General features: G+C 44.8%; 14 protein-coding genes. 9 read left to right on the top strand and 5 right to left on the bottom strand.

All coding sequences use genetic code 11. The annotated features are described in order from the left end of the window. Positions 1-37 precede the first annotated feature (37 nt). The 5 genes from QQL36_RS01445 to mraZ all read right to left on the bottom strand — a co-directional run bounded on the left by QQL36_RS01445 (position 38) and on the right by mraZ (position 5,548). Positions 38-1,504 carry a UDP-N-acetylmuramoyl-L-alanyl-D-glutamate--2,6-diaminopimelate ligase gene (locus QQL36_RS01445; protein ID WP_321568660.1) on the bottom strand — a complete coding sequence of 489 codons (1,467 nt, stop codon included), beginning with the start codon at positions 1,502-1,504 and terminating at the stop codon, positions 38-40. Beyond that, the gene (locus QQL36_RS01440; RefSeq protein WP_321568659.1) at positions 1,504-3,609 is read right to left on the bottom strand and encodes a penicillin-binding protein; all 2,106 of its coding nucleotides are present in this window, start codon (positions 3,607-3,609) and stop codon (positions 1,504-1,506) included. Before QQL36_RS01440 ends, QQL36_RS01445 begins: the two co-directional genes overlap by 1 nt. Before the next feature lie 15 nt (positions 3,610-3,624). Continuing rightward, positions 3,625-3,975, bottom strand: coding sequence for an FtsL-like putative cell division protein (locus QQL36_RS01435; protein ID WP_083725644.1), 351 nt, complete (start codon positions 3,973-3,975; stop codon positions 3,625-3,627). Positions 3,976-4,124: 149 nt separating this feature from the next. Then, entirely contained in the window at positions 4,125-5,033 is a 909-nt protein-coding gene (gene rsmH / locus QQL36_RS01430; RefSeq protein WP_321568658.1) for a 16S rRNA (cytosine(1402)-N(4))-methyltransferase RsmH, read from the bottom strand. 8 nt (positions 5,034-5,041) lie between these two features. Then, positions 5,042-5,548 carry a division/cell wall cluster transcriptional repressor MraZ gene (mraZ, locus tag QQL36_RS01425; RefSeq protein WP_235643921.1) on the bottom strand — a complete coding sequence of 169 codons (507 nt, stop codon included), beginning with the start codon at positions 5,546-5,548 and terminating at the stop codon, positions 5,042-5,044. 461 nt (positions 5,549-6,009) lie between these two features. On the opposite strand from mraZ, the gene QQL36_RS01420 reads away from it, so the two are divergent. The 9 genes from QQL36_RS01420 (at position 6,010) to QQL36_RS01380 (ending at position 14,931) form a co-directional block, all read left to right on the top strand. Next, positions 6,010-6,912 (top strand): outer membrane protein assembly factor BamD, encoded by a 903-nt coding sequence (locus QQL36_RS01420; RefSeq protein WP_083725638.1) that lies wholly within the window; start codon positions 6,010-6,012, stop codon positions 6,910-6,912. Positions 6,913-6,927: 15 nt separating this feature from the next. Continuing rightward, positions 6,928-7,269 (top strand): DNA-directed RNA polymerase subunit omega, encoded by a 342-nt coding sequence (locus QQL36_RS01415; RefSeq protein WP_072359134.1) that lies wholly within the window; start codon positions 6,928-6,930, stop codon positions 7,267-7,269. 81 nt (positions 7,270-7,350) lie between these two features. Next, positions 7,351-8,553: a bifunctional phosphopantothenoylcysteine decarboxylase/phosphopantothenate--cysteine ligase CoaBC gene (gene coaBC / locus QQL36_RS01410; protein WP_321568657.1), complete on the top strand. Its 1,203-nt coding sequence runs from the start codon at positions 7,351-7,353 to the stop codon at positions 8,551-8,553. Between the two features lie 24 nt (positions 8,554-8,577). Beyond that, positions 8,578-9,507 carry a DUF4835 family protein gene (locus tag QQL36_RS01405; protein ID WP_083725634.1) on the top strand — a complete coding sequence of 310 codons (930 nt, stop codon included), beginning with the start codon at positions 8,578-8,580 and terminating at the stop codon, positions 9,505-9,507. Between the two features lie 27 nt (positions 9,508-9,534). Beyond that, complete coding sequence (locus QQL36_RS01400; RefSeq protein WP_321568656.1) at positions 9,535-10,188, top strand: DUF4296 domain-containing protein; 654 nt, start codon at positions 9,535-9,537, stop codon at positions 10,186-10,188. A 38-nt stretch (positions 10,189-10,226) separates the two neighbouring features. Next, positions 10,227-10,919 (top strand): CoA transferase subunit A, encoded by a 693-nt coding sequence (locus tag QQL36_RS01395; protein WP_321568655.1) that lies wholly within the window; start codon positions 10,227-10,229, stop codon positions 10,917-10,919. A 10-nt stretch (positions 10,920-10,929) separates the two neighbouring features. After that, the gene (locus QQL36_RS01390; RefSeq protein WP_083725628.1) at positions 10,930-11,586 is read left to right on the top strand and encodes a 3-oxoacid CoA-transferase subunit B; all 657 of its coding nucleotides are present in this window, start codon (positions 10,930-10,932) and stop codon (positions 11,584-11,586) included. Between the two features lie 1,057 nt (positions 11,587-12,643). Then, positions 12,644-13,483: an aminotransferase class IV gene (locus tag QQL36_RS01385; protein ID WP_143708945.1), complete on the top strand. Its 840-nt coding sequence runs from the start codon at positions 12,644-12,646 to the stop codon at positions 13,481-13,483. Between the two features lie 140 nt (positions 13,484-13,623). Beyond that, a complete protein-coding gene (locus QQL36_RS01380) occupies positions 13,624-14,931 on the top strand; it encodes a deoxyribodipyrimidine photo-lyase (RefSeq protein WP_321568654.1) in 1,308 nt (435 codons plus the stop codon). Positions 14,932-14,947: the final 16 nt, after the last annotated feature.

The following is a 14,947-nucleotide window of genomic DNA, read 5'->3' as shown; positions in this document are numbered from 1 at the left end:
GTTAGTAGTTATTTGTTAGTTAGTTGTTCGTTAGTTGTTATTTCTCCATCAACCGCATCATCTCATCCAGCACCTGTTTGTCGTCAAAAGGATGTTTCACGCCTTGTATTTCCTGGTATTTCTCATGGCCTTTACCAGCTATGAGAATGATGTCTTCAGGATTTGCGAGGCTGATAGCTGTTTTGATCGCTTCTTTACGGTCGGTGATAGACAGTACTTTCTTTTTAAGATTTACGGGTACACCGGCTTCCATTTGTCTGATAATTTCGTTCGGATCTTCTGAACGGGGATTATCGGAGGTAAGGATCACTCTATCACTGCGTTCTACTGCTACTTCGGCCATCACAGGGCGTTTTGCTGTGTCACGGTCGCCGCCGCAACCTACTACTGTAATGACTTGTTCGTTGCCTTTGCGCAGGTTTTTGATAGTCGCCAGCACATTGAGCAAAGCATCGGGGGTATGTGCATAATCCACGATACCGATGATGCGCTGATTGGGAGACACGATGTAATCGAAACGTCCTTCAGCACCTGACAGATCACTGAGTGCCTGTAATATGCGGGCTTTGTCCTGACCGAGCAGGGTAGCGGCTCCGTATACGGCCAGCAGGTTATATGCATTGAACTCACCGATGAGGCGGAAGTGTACTTCTGTCTCATTGATCATCATGATCAGGCCAGTGAGGTTATTCTCCAATATTTTTCCCTTAAAGTCAGCAACGGTGCGCAGGCTATAAGTTTGTTTTTTCGCTTTGGTGTTCTGCAGCATCACATTGCCTCTTTTGTCGTCGAGGTTAGTGAGGGCGAATGCTGTAGCTGGCAAACCATCGAACCAGGATTTCTTTACCCTGATGTATTCGTCGAAGGTTTTGTGATAGTCCAGGTGATCGTGGGTGATATTGCTGAAGATGCCTCCGGCAAATTTCAGCCCTGCTATTCTTTGTTGGTGAATAGCGTGAGAGCTTACTTCCATGAACACGTAGTCACAACCATCAGTGACCATATCTGCCAGGAGTGCATTCAGGTGAATGGGATCCGGGGTGGTATGGGTAGAAGGAACGATCCTGTCACCGATCTGGTTCTGTACGGTGGAGAGCATTCCGCAATGGTAGCCGAGCGCACTGAATAGTTTGAACAGGAGGGTAGCGATGGTCGTTTTACCATTGGTACCGGTTACGCCTACGAGTTGCACCTTGTGAGATGGGTTGTCGTAGAAGTTACCTGCTATTACACCAGCGGCGGTAGCGCTGCTGCTAACCTGAACATAGACTACGTTGTCGGCAGTTTGTGCAGGCAGGTCTTCACAGATCACGACAGCGGCACCCTGTTGTACAGCTTTGTCAATGAAGAGGTGACCATCAGCATGTACACCTCTGATTGCAATGAAAGCATCTCCAGGCCTGATGGCTCTGGAGTCGATGTTCAGTGCATTCACGGCGGTATCGGTTGACCCTTTTACAGCCACGATGTTTACATTATATAATATGTCACGCAATGTTTTCATTAACTCAGTTCTATGACTATCGTTTGATTTTTTTCTAATTGTGTACCACCTGGAATGGATTGGTTGGTGACTTTACCAGCACCTCTTACCACCACACGTAAACCGGCATTCTCGAGGAGGTACAAAGCATCCTTTAATCCCATTCCTGTTACATTGGGTACGCTACCTTTTGCCTGCGTTACCTGTGCAAAGTTTACCTTTTTGTCAGTCACCTTTGCGCTTACCCAATTGTTGTTATTCACATCGCCTTCAACGGGTAGATCCAGTGCGGTAGTGATTTCTTTCCAATCACGGGCTTTACTGTTTTTGAATGCCAGCAATGTATCCAGCATCAGGTTAGCACGCATAGGTTGTTGTTTTTCAACAGCGATCGCATACAGTTTGTCTGCAACTTCGCGAAAAACGGGTCCTGCTACAGAGGCGCCGTAGAACTTAGCTGCATGTGGTTTGTTTTTGATAACCACAACACAGGTGAACTGCGGGTCTTTGGCAGGAAAATATCCTGCGAAAGAGGACTGGTATATTTTATCGGCATAACCCCGGTTAGCATTCGCTACCAGGGCGGTACCGGTTTTACCGGCAAAGCTGTAATATGATGACCACAATGATCTGGCCGTTCCATTCATTACGACTCCTTCCAACATTGCTTTTACCTGTGCCAGTGTATTGGAAGAGCAGATGCTATCCATTACGATTTCAGGTTCGAAGGTCTTAACTGATTTACCATATTCATTAATGGAGTTCACCAGGTAAGGCTTCATCATTTTACCGTTGTTAGCTACTGCGTTGTAGAGCATGCAGGTTTGCAACGGGCTTATTAATACTTCGTAACCGAAAGCCATCCATGGAAGGCTGGTAGCGCTCCATGTTCTGCTGGCGGTGGTTTTGATGACCGGTTGGTCTTCACCTACGAGGTCTATACCGGTTGGCTTGTCGAGCTTGAGTTTTCTCAGGTGCCAGACGAAGTCGTTTGGTTTTTTATTATAGAACTGATAGGCCAGTTTTGCCATTCCCACATTAGAGCTCAGTTCGAACGCGTGTTTAATAGTTACGTTTGTCTGGCCTGGGTGTGGTTCGGAGTCAAATACGGTTCTGCGTCCAATCTGCCACTTACCTTCCTGCAGGTTCACCATGTTGTTCATGGTGGCGTATTTGTCGTCGAGTACGGAGATGACGGTAGCCAGTTTGAACGTAGAGCCGGGCTCTGTTGCTCTGAGGGCATAGTTCATATCCTCGAAATAGCTGCCATCTGGTTGTCTGCCCAGGTTGGCGATTGCTTTGATCTTGCCGGTTTTCACTTCCATCAGGATGCAGGTACCGTTATCTGCTTCGTTGGCGACCATCATGTTCATGAGGGCGGTTTCAACGATATCCTGCATGTTTACGTCGATGGTGGTGATCACATCGTGCCCGTTTTCGGGTTCAATATCATAACCTTCGACGGGGACGAAAGTACCGCCAGCGATGCGGCGCATCAGTCTTTTACCGGTGGTACCGCTTAAATAGTTATCGTAGGTCCTTTCGAGACCTACGTTCTGTGCATTTTGCCTGCTCAAACCGATGGTTCTGTTAGCCAGCAGTTTGAAGGGGTTAATGCGTTTGTTTTTTGTTTCCGCGATCAGGCCTCCTTTATTTTTCCCTAGTCTGAACATGGGAAATTGTCGGAGGAGCTGATACTGGGTAAACGAGATATCTCTTTTCAGGAGAAAGTATCTGTCTTTGTTTTTATAGCCTTCGCGGAGGATATTTTTATACTCCAGCGGGGTGTGGTCCTGAAAAGTCTTTGAAAGACAAATGGACAATGAGTCAACATTGTCCTTGAAGATCTTTCCATTTTTATCGGTGAGCCCATCTGCTGCGAAATCGACTCTTACATCGAAGTAGGGGATGGATGTTGATAACATCCTGCCTTCTTCGGAGTAGATGGTACCCCGGTCTGCGTCGAGGGTTACGTAGCGGGTGTGCAGGCTGTCTGCCATGCTTCGCCAGTAATTTCCTTCAACGTTCTGGAGAAAGAACACCTTTATAATTATAGCCACACCAAACAGCACCATGCCGATAAAGCACAGATACACTCTCCACAATATGTCTTTCTTTACTTCCACAGTCTGATATGATTATTACTGTTTCTTCAGTACGATTTTTTGGGGTGGGGAACTTAGCGGCTTGAGGCCCCATGGTTCCACTGATTTGCTGACTTCACTCATTTTGCTACGGAACATCAATTCACTTTTCACATTGAGGTATTCCCATTTCAGCTCTTTGATCTCACGTCCCAGTTTGTTGATCTGGCGGATTTTTTTTTCAGCCAGGTGACTATTAGCGATATAGATCAGTGCGAGTGCGGAAAGGAACAGTATAAAGGGCATATTTTGCGTGATGGCTGCGTAATTGATACGCAGGCGCCATTCTCTTTTCTGTTCCGGTTCATCCGGTAATTCTGCGACTGGTATATGTTCTTCCTGTTCCAAACAGCTCGGTTTTATTAGTCAACGTGAATGATATGGTATAACATCCTTCGCACATGATCATCGTGATTGGGGGATTGACGCTTTTTCTAGTTTTCTAGTTTTCTAAATTTCTAGTTGTACCCTTTTAAATACTCGTCAGTCCGGATCTGTTATAACTTTTCGGCTACCCTTAGTTTTGCGCTGCGGGACCGGGAATTACGTTTTAATTCTTCGGGGCCAGCGGTGACTGGTTTTTTTGTATCTAACCGGTACAATTTGGGGGGTGTGGTAAAAGAAAATGGATCGTCCTGCACCTCAAATTGTCCTGTTTTCATAAAGTTCTTCACCAGTCTGTCTTCCAGTGAATGGAAAGTTATGATAGCCAGTTTACCGCCCGGTTTTAATACTTCCGTTGCTTGTGTGAGCAAATCTTTCAGGGCGCCCAGTTCGTCGTTGACGGCGATCCTGAGTGCCTGGAATACCTGTGCGAGGTATTTCTGCGGATTGCCTTTTACGATTGGCTGAATAACGGATTTGAACTCGTTAATAGTCCTCATTGGGCGGGCTTTTCGCTCTGTGACTATTGTTTTAGCCAGTGTGCGTGCGTTGGTTACTTCTCCGTAGTTCTGGAACAGGAGGTGTAATTCCTGTTCTGAGTAGGATTGTAGCAGCGCTGCTGCTGTGAGGGTTGTTCTTTTGTCCATGCGCATATCCAGATCTCCGTCGAACCGGATACTAAATCCTCTTTCTGCTGTATCGAACTGCCATGATGAAACGCCCAGATCTGCGAGGAGGCCGTCAACCGGAGGAACTTTGTACAGTTTAAGGAACCTTTGCAGGTGTCTGAAGTTTTGTTGTACAAAAGTGACCCTTGGGTCTTCTATCCGGTTATTATAAGCATCTTCGTCCTGATCAAACACGATGAGCCTTCCGTTTTCGTTCAGTTGTTCCAGAATGGCTCTGGAATGACCGCCGCCTCCAAAAGTGGCATCTACGTAAGTCCCTTCGGGATTGATTTGCAGATGACTGACCACTTCATTCAGCAGAACGGGTAGGTGATATTGTGACGCTTCTCCCATAATAGCTGTTAAATCGAAATATTGTTATCTCCACCTCCCATGACCTGCATTGCAAGGTCACTGAAGGCTCCTGGTGAGAAATTTTCAAAGAACTCCTGGTATTTTGTTTTATCCCAGATTTCAATCTTGTTGCTGGCTGCTGAAAGCACGATCTCTTTATCGAGCGATGCATAAGCCATCAGGTTTTTTGGCACCAATAATCTGCCTGCACTATCCAGTTCACAAATGGTGGCTCCGTTTAGAAAGTAGCGGCGGAATTCCCTTACTTTCGGATCGAAATCGTTCAGCTTACTGATCTTTTCGAAAATTGGTTGCCATTCGTTCATGGGATACAAGGACAGACATTTTTCAAACCCTCGGTTGATGACAAACTGTTCCCCGGCGCCTTCTGCCAGCTGCTTTTTAAAGCCAGCGGGAAGGAGAAAGCGTCCTTTTGCGTCAAGCGTTGCTTCATATTCTCCCAGAAAACCTGTCATACTTGGGGGCGAAAGTCCTTGAATTCCATTTTCTAACACAAAATAACACTTTTTCCCACTCTCTAACGAAAAAATGAATTATAAATTTTTTCCACAGTATTTATCCGCCTATAATAATGGGGTTTTGAATGGTTTATTGATGAGCTTGTGTTTATTCTGTGGGAATGTATGTTGATAATATGTGAAAACTGTGTGGATATATGTTGGTAAGTGTGTTAATTCACTGGTTAGTAATGTTTATTAATTTTGTTGACATTTTCTGCTTTAGTCGAACAAGCATCGAAGAAGCATCGAAGAAGCGTCGAACAACACTCGAACAGCACTCGAACAGCACTCGAAGAACACTCGAAGAACACTCGAACAGCACTCGAACAGACCTTATACCCGTCAAAAAACCTTTTTGGTGGGAAAATGTGTTTTTGCAAAATTTTAACAGCTGTATTTGCTACCCTATCTTACATTTACATTTAATTCTTAACTTTGCCCTCTTTATGCGGAAAATGCAGAAATTTTCTTTTTTTATCAGTCTCTTAGTAATTGTTTTCGCATCGTCCTGTAATATGGAGCTGCGCAAGATCGAAAAAAGCAAGGATTACGAAGCCAAACTGGCTTACGCGAACAAAATGTACGAGAAAAAGAAGTACATGACCGCGCAGTCCCTGTATGAATCCCTGTTCCAGGTTTACAAGGGAACGGAGAAATATGAGCCGATTTATTACAACTATTGCTATTGCTCTTATAAACTAAAGGATTATGTTCAGGCAGGGTTTTACTTTAAAAACTACCTTGACAACTTCCCTAACAGTCCAAGAGCAGTAGAGATGGATTATATGCAGGCTTATTGCTACTACAAGCAATCTCCAAAAATCCCACTGGACCAGGCGAATACCATCAAAGCCATTTCTGCCATGCAGACCTTTATCAACAACTATCCAACCTCCGACAAGGTGGCTGAAGGTAACCTGGTGATCGAGCTGTGCCGTCAGAAACTGGAAAGGAAAGAATATAATAACGCAGAATTGTACTACAACCTGGGTTATTATAAAGCTGCCGCTATCAGCTTCAAAAGTCTGATGCGCAACTATCCTGATTCCGACAAGAGCGATGGATATAAGTACATGGCTATCAAAGCTTATTTCAAGTATGCCGAACACAGCATATGGGATAAGCAGAAAGAGCGCTATGAAGACGTGGTAGCTGAGTACCTGGACTTCGCCGACCATTATTCTTCCAGCCATCTGAAGCCAGATGCCGAAAAATGGTATACCTTAGCACAAAGCAATATCAAGGATATAGATAATCTGAACGCACCGGTTAGTAAGAAACAGGAAAGGAAGAAAGCGAAAGCAACCAAAAATGCGAAGGAAACAAACAATACCCTTAACAATATTAATAATCAATAATTAATTCTCTGGAGAATGAGCAAAATAAAAAGAGGTCTTACCAGCAGTCTTAATCCAATGGTAGAAACTAAAAATACTACCGAGATCAAAGGCAAAACTGGCAACCTGTATGAATCCATTGCAGTAATCGCTAAACGCGCCAATCAGATCAACATATCTGTGAAGGAAGAGCTGCACTCTAAACTGGAAGAATTTGCAAGTCATACAGACAACCTGGAGGAAGTGCATGAGAATAAAGAACAGATCGAAATCTCCCGTTTCTATGAGAGGATGGCAAACCCTGCTATCCAGGCTACCATGGAATTCCTGGAAGACAAGATCTACTTCAGAAGAAATGATGATGACCTGTACAGCTAATCGCGTGTACTGAAAAAATATCTACCTTCATGGCGGCAGAAATCTATTTCTGTCGCCTTTTTTATAATTGGTATACGCTACATGTTGCAAGGAAAAAAAATACTATTGGGTGTGTCCGCAAGTATAGCCGCTTACAAAGCTGCTACCATCGTGCGGTTGCTGGTAAAGGAAGGAGCTGAAGTAAAGGTGGTGATGACACCATCTGCCTGTGATTTTATCACCCCGCTCACATTGGCGACCTTATCGAAAAATGAGGTGCCTGTGACCATCAGTGATAACTCAAGCTGGAACAACCACGTCATGCTGGGCCGCTGGGCCGACGTGATGCTCATAGCCCCCGCTTCGGCCAATACCCTGGCCAAGATGGCTACAGGGCTCTGTGATAACCTCCTGATGGCCACCTACCTCTCGGCCACCTGTCCTGTACTTTTTGCACCTGCCATGGACGAAGATATGTGGCACCATCCTGCCACCCGTGCCAATGTGGAAAAACTGCTTTCTTACGGTCACCAGCAACTGCCGGTTGAAAAGGGAGAGCTGGCCAGTGGCCTCTTTGGCGAAGGAAGAATGGCTGAACCTGAACATATTATCGCCTTCCTGCAACAATATTTTAGCGCCCATCAACCCCTGAAAGGAAAAAAAGCACTGGTAACTGCAGGGCCTACACAAGAACCACTGGACCCTGTTCGTTATATCAGTAACCATTCCAGTGGTAAAATGGGAATCGCCATTGCCGATGCGCTGGCAGCTGCGGGAGCAGCCGTAACTTTGGTGCTGGGACCTACCCACCTGTCCCCCAAACATCCGGGTGTGCATACACTCAGGGTCGTGACGGCAGCGGATATGTTCAATAGCAGTGCAAACCATTTTGCCAACAGTAATATCGTTGTAATGGCCGCCGCTGTAGCAGACTATCGTCCTAAACAGGTAGCCGACATTAAGATCAAGAAAGGCGCCGGCGACGAAATGACCCTGGAACTGGAAAAGACTACCGACATTCTGCGTACCCTGGGTGGGCAGCGACCTGCCGGTCAGGTACTTGTAGGCTTCTCGCTGGAAACCAACAACGAAAAGGAATATGCACTGAAAAAACTGCATGAGAAAAACCTGGACCTCGTCGTGATGAATTCCCTCAATGATGCAGGCGCCGGTTTCAATCATGATACTAATAAAGTAACGCTGTTTGACAGGCAGGGCACCGCAACCGAATTACCGCTCAAATCCAAGCAGGAAGTAGCGGAGGATATTGTGAAGGCCATTACTGCCATGATCGGACTGCAATGATAGTCTCTATAATCGTATGATAACATGCAACATACTCCACAGTTGAAAGTCCTCACCTGCTTAGTGTTATTCCTGCTCTTTGGTTCCGGCCTCATGGCCCAGGAACTGAGAGTGAATGTCACTGTTAACGCCAACCAGATCACTGGTACTGACAAGAAAGTATTCACCACCCTGCAGAAAAGCCTGATGGAATTCCTGAATGGTCGCCGCTGGGGTGATGATGTCTATACACCTTCTGAACGCATAGAATGCAATTTCCTGCTGAATGTAACAGGCGACCAGGGAAGCAATACTTACAAAGCGACTTTGACGGTGCAGGCTACCCGCCCTGTGTACAACGCAGGATATGTGAGCAGTCTGCTGAACATGCAGGACAACAACATCGTGTTTCGCTATGTAGAGTTTCAGCCATTGGAGTTCAGTGACAACAGGGTATCCGGCAATGATCCGGTCGCCAGCAACCTTACTGCTGTTATGGCTTATTATGCGTATATCATTCTGGGACTGGATGCAGATAGTTTCTCTCCCCGTGGTGGAGACGACTTTTTCAAAAAAGCCCTGAACATTGTGAACAACGCACCTGATGGTAAGGATGTATCCGGCTGGAAACCATTTGAAGGCAACCGCAACCGTTATTGGCTGCAGGACAACCTGCTGAATGTGAAGTTTGCCCGTTTTCACGATGTGATGTACCAATATCACCGCCAGGGGCTGGATGTGATGTATGATGACATGAACAAGGGCAGGGGAGCGATCCTGAACTGTTTGAATATGATGTACGCCATCTACCAGGATATACCTAACTCTATGCTGATGGCGGTATTTTTTACTTCTAAATCTGATGAGCTGCAAAAGATATTTTCAAAGGCACCGCCACAGGAAAAATCACGTGCGGTACAGTTATTGTCCCAAATGGATGTAACGAATGCTGTGAAATATCAGCAGATGAAATAGCTTTGCGCTAATAACGGAATAGTATTTATGCAATATAGAATCGTATTTGTTTTCTTTGTTTTAGTATTAATGGCATGCGGACAGGCTGGCAAAGTGCCGGAAGGTGTAATGCAAAAGGAAGAAATGAGGGATGTACTGCTGGACATGACGATGGCAGATGCATTCAGTACTAATAATGAAGATCCACGAACTCCGATGCCTGATTCTGTACGCAGGTACAGGGTAAAGCTATATTATAAGCAGATCCTGGACCTGCATCACCTGACCCAGGCGCAGTTTCAGAAGAGCTATGATTGGTACGAAAGTCGCCCTGACAGACTGAAGGAAGTGTATGATATGATGATGGAGGCAGCAACTGCCGACAGGGAAAACCTGGACCAGGAGACACGTATAAAGGCATACCTGGAAAATCCATTTGCCGAATTACCGTTTGGTCAATATGTTCTAACTTCAAAAAAGAACGGTTTGCCGACTCCTTTTCTCAAGCAATTGAACTTGCCTACAGCGCATCCACCAGTGCCTACGCCTCCAAAGCCGGCACCTCCCAGGCCAAAGCCAAATGGCCCAGTGCCAATGGGATCTGGTGTGATGCACGGGAAATCACTGCCTGGAAGCGTTAAGTCGTTACCAAGGGAAGGGTTACCAGGGCACCATAAACCTGATTTCAAGCCGAAGCAGTAACATTGTTCCGGCCCCCAAAATTTTCAAAACACCAAAACATGAACAAAGTTGTAGCAAATGCTGATGAAGCACTGCATGACATCCACGATGGAACTACGCTGATGCTGGGCGGTTTCGGGCTGTGCGGCATCCCCGAAAACTGCATTACGGCACTGGTACGCAAAGGTATTCAGGATCTTACCTGTATTTCTAATAATGCAGGCGTAGACGACTTCGGATTGGGCTTGCTCCTAAAAACAAGACAGATCAAAAGGATGATGGCCTCTTATGTAGGCGAAAATGCGGAGTTTGAAAGACAGCTGTTGTCCGGAGAGCTGGAAGTAGAACTGATTCCACAGGGTACACTCGCAACCCGTATTCAGATGGCAGGAATGGGCATTCCTGCTTTTTTTACGCCTGCCGGTTACGGTACAGAGGTTGCGATAGGCAAAGAGTCGCGCGAATTCAATGGTAAACAATACCTGATGGAAATGGCGCTGCATGCGGATTTCGCAATGGTGAAAGCCTGGAAAGGCGATACCATGGGCAACCTGGTATTCAGAAAAACGACGAGAAATTTCAGCACTTCAATGGCGAAAGCAGGCAACATTACAATTGCGGAAGTGGAGCACCTGGTACAACCCGGAGAACTGGACCCTGACCAGATACATGTACCGGGTATATATGTACACCGCATCTTCCAGGGCACTGGTTACGAAAAACGTATCGAACGCAAAACTGTTAAGATTTAAATTGTAATGTATGTCTTTAGATAAATATAGTATCGCTAAAAGAATAGCGCAGGAACTGCGCGATGGCATGTATGTGAACCTCGGTATCGGCATTCCTACACTGGTTGCTAATTTTATTCCTGATGGCGTGGCTATCATGCTGCAATCAGAGAATGGTATGTTAGGTATGGGCCCTTATCCTGAAGAAGCAGATATGGATGCAGACCTGATCAATGCAGGAAAAGAAACTGTGACTGTATTACCTGGGGGGTGTTTCTTTGACAGTGCAGAAAGCTTTGGTATGATCAGAGCGGGTAAAGTTGATCTGACTGTATTAGGTGCGATGGAAGTATCTGATACGGGAGATATTGCCAACTGGAAAATACCGGGTAAGATGGTGAAAGGAATGGGAGGGGCAATGGATCTTGTCGCTTCAGCTAGAAATATTATTGTTGCCATGATGCATACAAATCCGAAAGGAGAAAGTAAGTTATTACCACAGTGTACACTGCCATTAACAGGCGTATCCTGTGTGAAAAAAGTAGTGACAGAACTGGCTGTGTTAGATGTAACACCTGAAGGATTTCGATTACTTGAACGAGCGCCGGGGGTGAGTGTCGATGAGATCAAAGCTAAGACAGCAGGGCGTTTGATAGTGAGTGGTGAAATACCTGAAATGAAATTATAACAAAGGCTGACCAAAAAGTAATGGTCAGCCTCATTTTATTCGGGTACCTGATGGAGCCCTGTCATCGTTTAAGCAATTGTCAGGACCTTCATTTTGCTTTTTGGTCAGCCTTTGCTTTAGATAAGCATTCTCTTTTAAATTTGCAATACCCACAACTTGCTATTGTATAATAAATTAAAAATACCATCTTTGCTTTGTCAACTCTGATAGAGGAGAGAGTCCATCATCAGCAGCGTAACTAAGATCAATTAAAGAGCATTTCGACGGGGCCATTTTGCCAGAACAAAATTTCAGGGATACCAAAATAAATTAATTGGAGGTGCTACATGCATCGGATTGTCAGTGAACAACTTCACGCTAATATTTATTGTGCCAACGAGGCTTAAGTATGCTGATATACAGGATCAGGAACTATGTTATACTTATTAATTAGGTGTAATGTATTGTGCCCTGAAAGGTCTTTGAACCTGCCTGTTTATCCAACAGTACTACTATGACTAAAACTGTGTCAATTTTAACAGTCGATATCGGCAGATTGAGTCTCACAGTGGGTTATCTCTGAATATCCCGGTATCTGACAGGTTTTACCTGAGCCACCACGTTATGAAGGAAGGAAATTCAGTTTTTATCTTCCTCTCAACTATAGTGGGTTAACAAAGTTCAATGCAGGAACAAGTTTCCGGGCAGAACCATTGCATGTAGCGGCAGTGTCCTGACAGCCTTGATAGGTAATTCCAGGCAGATGCATTTGTAGGGTTCCGTATTGGGCTATTAAATTTTTTTAAAATAGACTGGCGTACATTCCGGGATAAAATCCGGGAAGAGCCCCTGTCCTATGTATAAAGCGGTTGTTCTGGCATGAGCCGGGATGACCGCTACCTATTTTAGGAAGGATCCGGATGAGGTGCAGGTTGCTACATTTGGGAGTAATAGATGATGGTGTTCCGGTTGCCAGCGGTCCCCAAAATAGGTGCCTAAATGCCCCGGTTGCTAATGCCTGCATGACATGAATATTTCGTACCTTTCTGTTCCTTTCTAATATATAAAAGCGTTCGAAGTGCAACAGGTGTATACATGTTATAATGGAAAGTTTATTTCGGCGTCTGAGCCCGTTTTTACGGCAGACAACCGGTCTTTCCGGTATGGAGACGGATGTTTTGAGACCATGCGTGCCGTAAGAGGAGAAGTGCTGCTTTCTGAGCTGCATTTTGAACGATTGATGGCCAGTTTGCACCTGCTACATTTCGATGCCCCTCACAATTTCACCCGAACTTATTTTACCCGGCTCATAGCAGAGCTTTGTAGCCGGAATAATCATAATCGCCTGGCCAGGGTAAGGCTCACTATTTTCAGATCGGATGGAGGTCTTTATGACCCTGTGAATAACCATCCTAATTTTATTATTCAAAGCTGGGAACTGGACCGGCAGGTGATGGAACTGAATGATAAAGGCCTGGTGATAGATGTGTTTTCGGAAGCGCGTAAGAGTTGTGATAAATATGCTACTATCAAGTCGAATAACTGTTTGCCTTATATCATGGCAGCGATGTATGGAAAACAACATCGTTTGAATGAAACGATCCTGTTAAATGCACACGGCAGAGTGGCTGATACAACTATTGCTAACCTGTTCATTGTGGATGATAAAAAACTGATCACCCCCCCATTGAATGAAGGTTGTGTATGTGGTGTGATGCGTAAGCACATAATAGATATGGACCTCCCATTTAAAGTGATAGAAAAGCCCCTGTCAATAGCGGACCTGGAGAATGCAGATGAGATATTCCTCACCAATGCCATCACAGGTGTACGATGGGTAGGTCAGTTCCGCGAAAATAATTATGGAAATGCAACCGCAGTGATACTACATGAATTGCTGCATGAAGGCGTATTATAGAATATCCCCCAATTATTAATATGGTAATTCGCTGAAGATGCGCAGCAGTGGCGTATTTTTTGTAATACTTTATTTGAGTATTACGTCTTAATATTGTACACGGAATGTTTCATTGAGAATTGCAAAAACTAACCTCTATTATGCTCCCCACCGTTAATTTGTGCTGGTTACGCCGTGATTTGCGATTATTGGATCATGCTGCGTTGTACCATGCTTTAAAATCAGAACATCCTGTCGTACCTGTATTTGTATTTGACACTGTCATTCTGAATGATCTTGTAGATAAATATGACCGCAGGGTTACTTTTATTCGTGATACCCTGGAAGAGATGCAGGAACAATTAGCAAAACTGGGTAGCAGTCTGGATGTGTTTTATGGTACTCCTGAAGAAGCCTTTAAGCATTACACCACTCATTATGATGTGCAGACGGTGTATGCCAATATCGATTATGAACCTTATGCGCGTGAGCGGGATAAGGCCATCGGAAGGCTTTTGAAAGGGAAGGAAATTGGATTTAAAGTGTATAAAGATCAGGTGATCTTTGACAGGGATGAAGTACTGAAAGATAACGGAGAACCGTATACAATTTACACGCCTTACAGTAAAAAATGGAGAGCGAAGCTGAATGATTTTTATCTGAAAGCGTATCCTGTGGAAAAGTACTTCGGTAACTTCTACAAACAAAAAAGCACCCGTATCCCTTCTTTGCGAACCATGGGATTCCTGGCCGGTGAGCGGGATTTTCCTGGTGTAAAAGTAAAGGATAGCCTGATTGAAAATTATGATAAAACCAGGGATATACCGGGTATACATGGCACTACACATTTGGGATTACACCTGCGTTTTGGTACGGTCAGTGTGAGAGAACTGGCAGAGCGTGCGAATCATTTGAATCAAACATTTTTAGGAGAGTTGATATGGAGAGATTTCTTCTCCATGATATTGTGGCATTATCCACATGTCGTGCATCAGTCATTCAGAAATGAATATGATAAGATAAAGTGGAGAAATAATGAAGCGGAGTTTAAAAAATGGTGTGATGGTGAAACTGGCTATCCTATTGTGGATGCAGGTATGCGTGAATTGAATACGACTGGTTTTATGCACAACAGAGTGCGTATGATCACGGCGAGTTTTTTAACAAAGCATTTGCTGATAGATTGGAGATGGGGAGAGGCTTATTTTGCAGCGAAGTTACTGGATTATGATCTGGCAGCTAATAATGGCAACTGGCAATGGGCGGCAGGATGTGGATGTGATGCGGCACCTTATTTCAGGGTGTTTAATCCTTCATTGCAAACAGAGCGATTTGATCCTGATTTGAAATATGTGCGTAAGTGGGTGCCTGAGTTGGATCAGTTAACATATCCTACACCTATGGTCATTCATGAAGAAGCGAGAAAAAGAGTATTGGAAGTATATAAAAAAGCAGTCGCGAAAAGTTAACGCGACTGCTTCTTCA

The sequence above is a fragment of the Chitinophaga sp. LS1 genome, from assembly GCF_034274695.1.
Taxonomy (GTDB): domain Bacteria; phylum Bacteroidota; class Bacteroidia; order Chitinophagales; family Chitinophagaceae; genus Chitinophaga.
Note: the sequence above shows the minus strand (reverse complement) of the source record. Positions and strands in the feature narration are given on the sequence as shown.

Excerpts from the sequence above, each read along its gene's own strand:
- QQL36_RS01445 (WP_321568660.1), bottom strand. The coding sequence starts at position 1,504 with ATGAAAACATTGCGTGACATATTATATAATGTAAACATCGTGGCTGTA.
- rsmH (WP_321568658.1), bottom strand. The coding sequence starts at position 5,033 with ATGGGAGAAGCGTCACAATATCACCTACCCGTTCTGCTGAATGAAGTG.
- QQL36_RS01420 (WP_083725638.1), top strand. The coding sequence starts at position 6,010 with ATGCAGAAATTTTCTTTTTTTATCAGTCTCTTAGTAATTGTTTTCGCA.
- QQL36_RS01415 (WP_072359134.1), top strand. The coding sequence starts at position 6,928 with ATGAGCAAAATAAAAAGAGGTCTTACCAGCAGTCTTAATCCAATGGTA.
- coaBC (WP_321568657.1), top strand. The coding sequence starts at position 7,351 with ATGTTGCAAGGAAAAAAAATACTATTGGGTGTGTCCGCAAGTATAGCC.
- QQL36_RS01405 (WP_083725634.1), top strand. The coding sequence starts at position 8,578 with ATGCAACATACTCCACAGTTGAAAGTCCTCACCTGCTTAGTGTTATTC.
- QQL36_RS01400 (WP_321568656.1), top strand. The coding sequence starts at position 9,535 with ATGCAATATAGAATCGTATTTGTTTTCTTTGTTTTAGTATTAATGGCA.
- QQL36_RS01395 (WP_321568655.1), top strand. The coding sequence starts at position 10,227 with ATGAACAAAGTTGTAGCAAATGCTGATGAAGCACTGCATGACATCCAC.
- QQL36_RS01390 (WP_083725628.1), top strand. The coding sequence starts at position 10,930 with ATGTCTTTAGATAAATATAGTATCGCTAAAAGAATAGCGCAGGAACTG.
- QQL36_RS01380 (WP_321568654.1), top strand. The coding sequence starts at position 13,624 with ATGCTCCCCACCGTTAATTTGTGCTGGTTACGCCGTGATTTGCGATTA.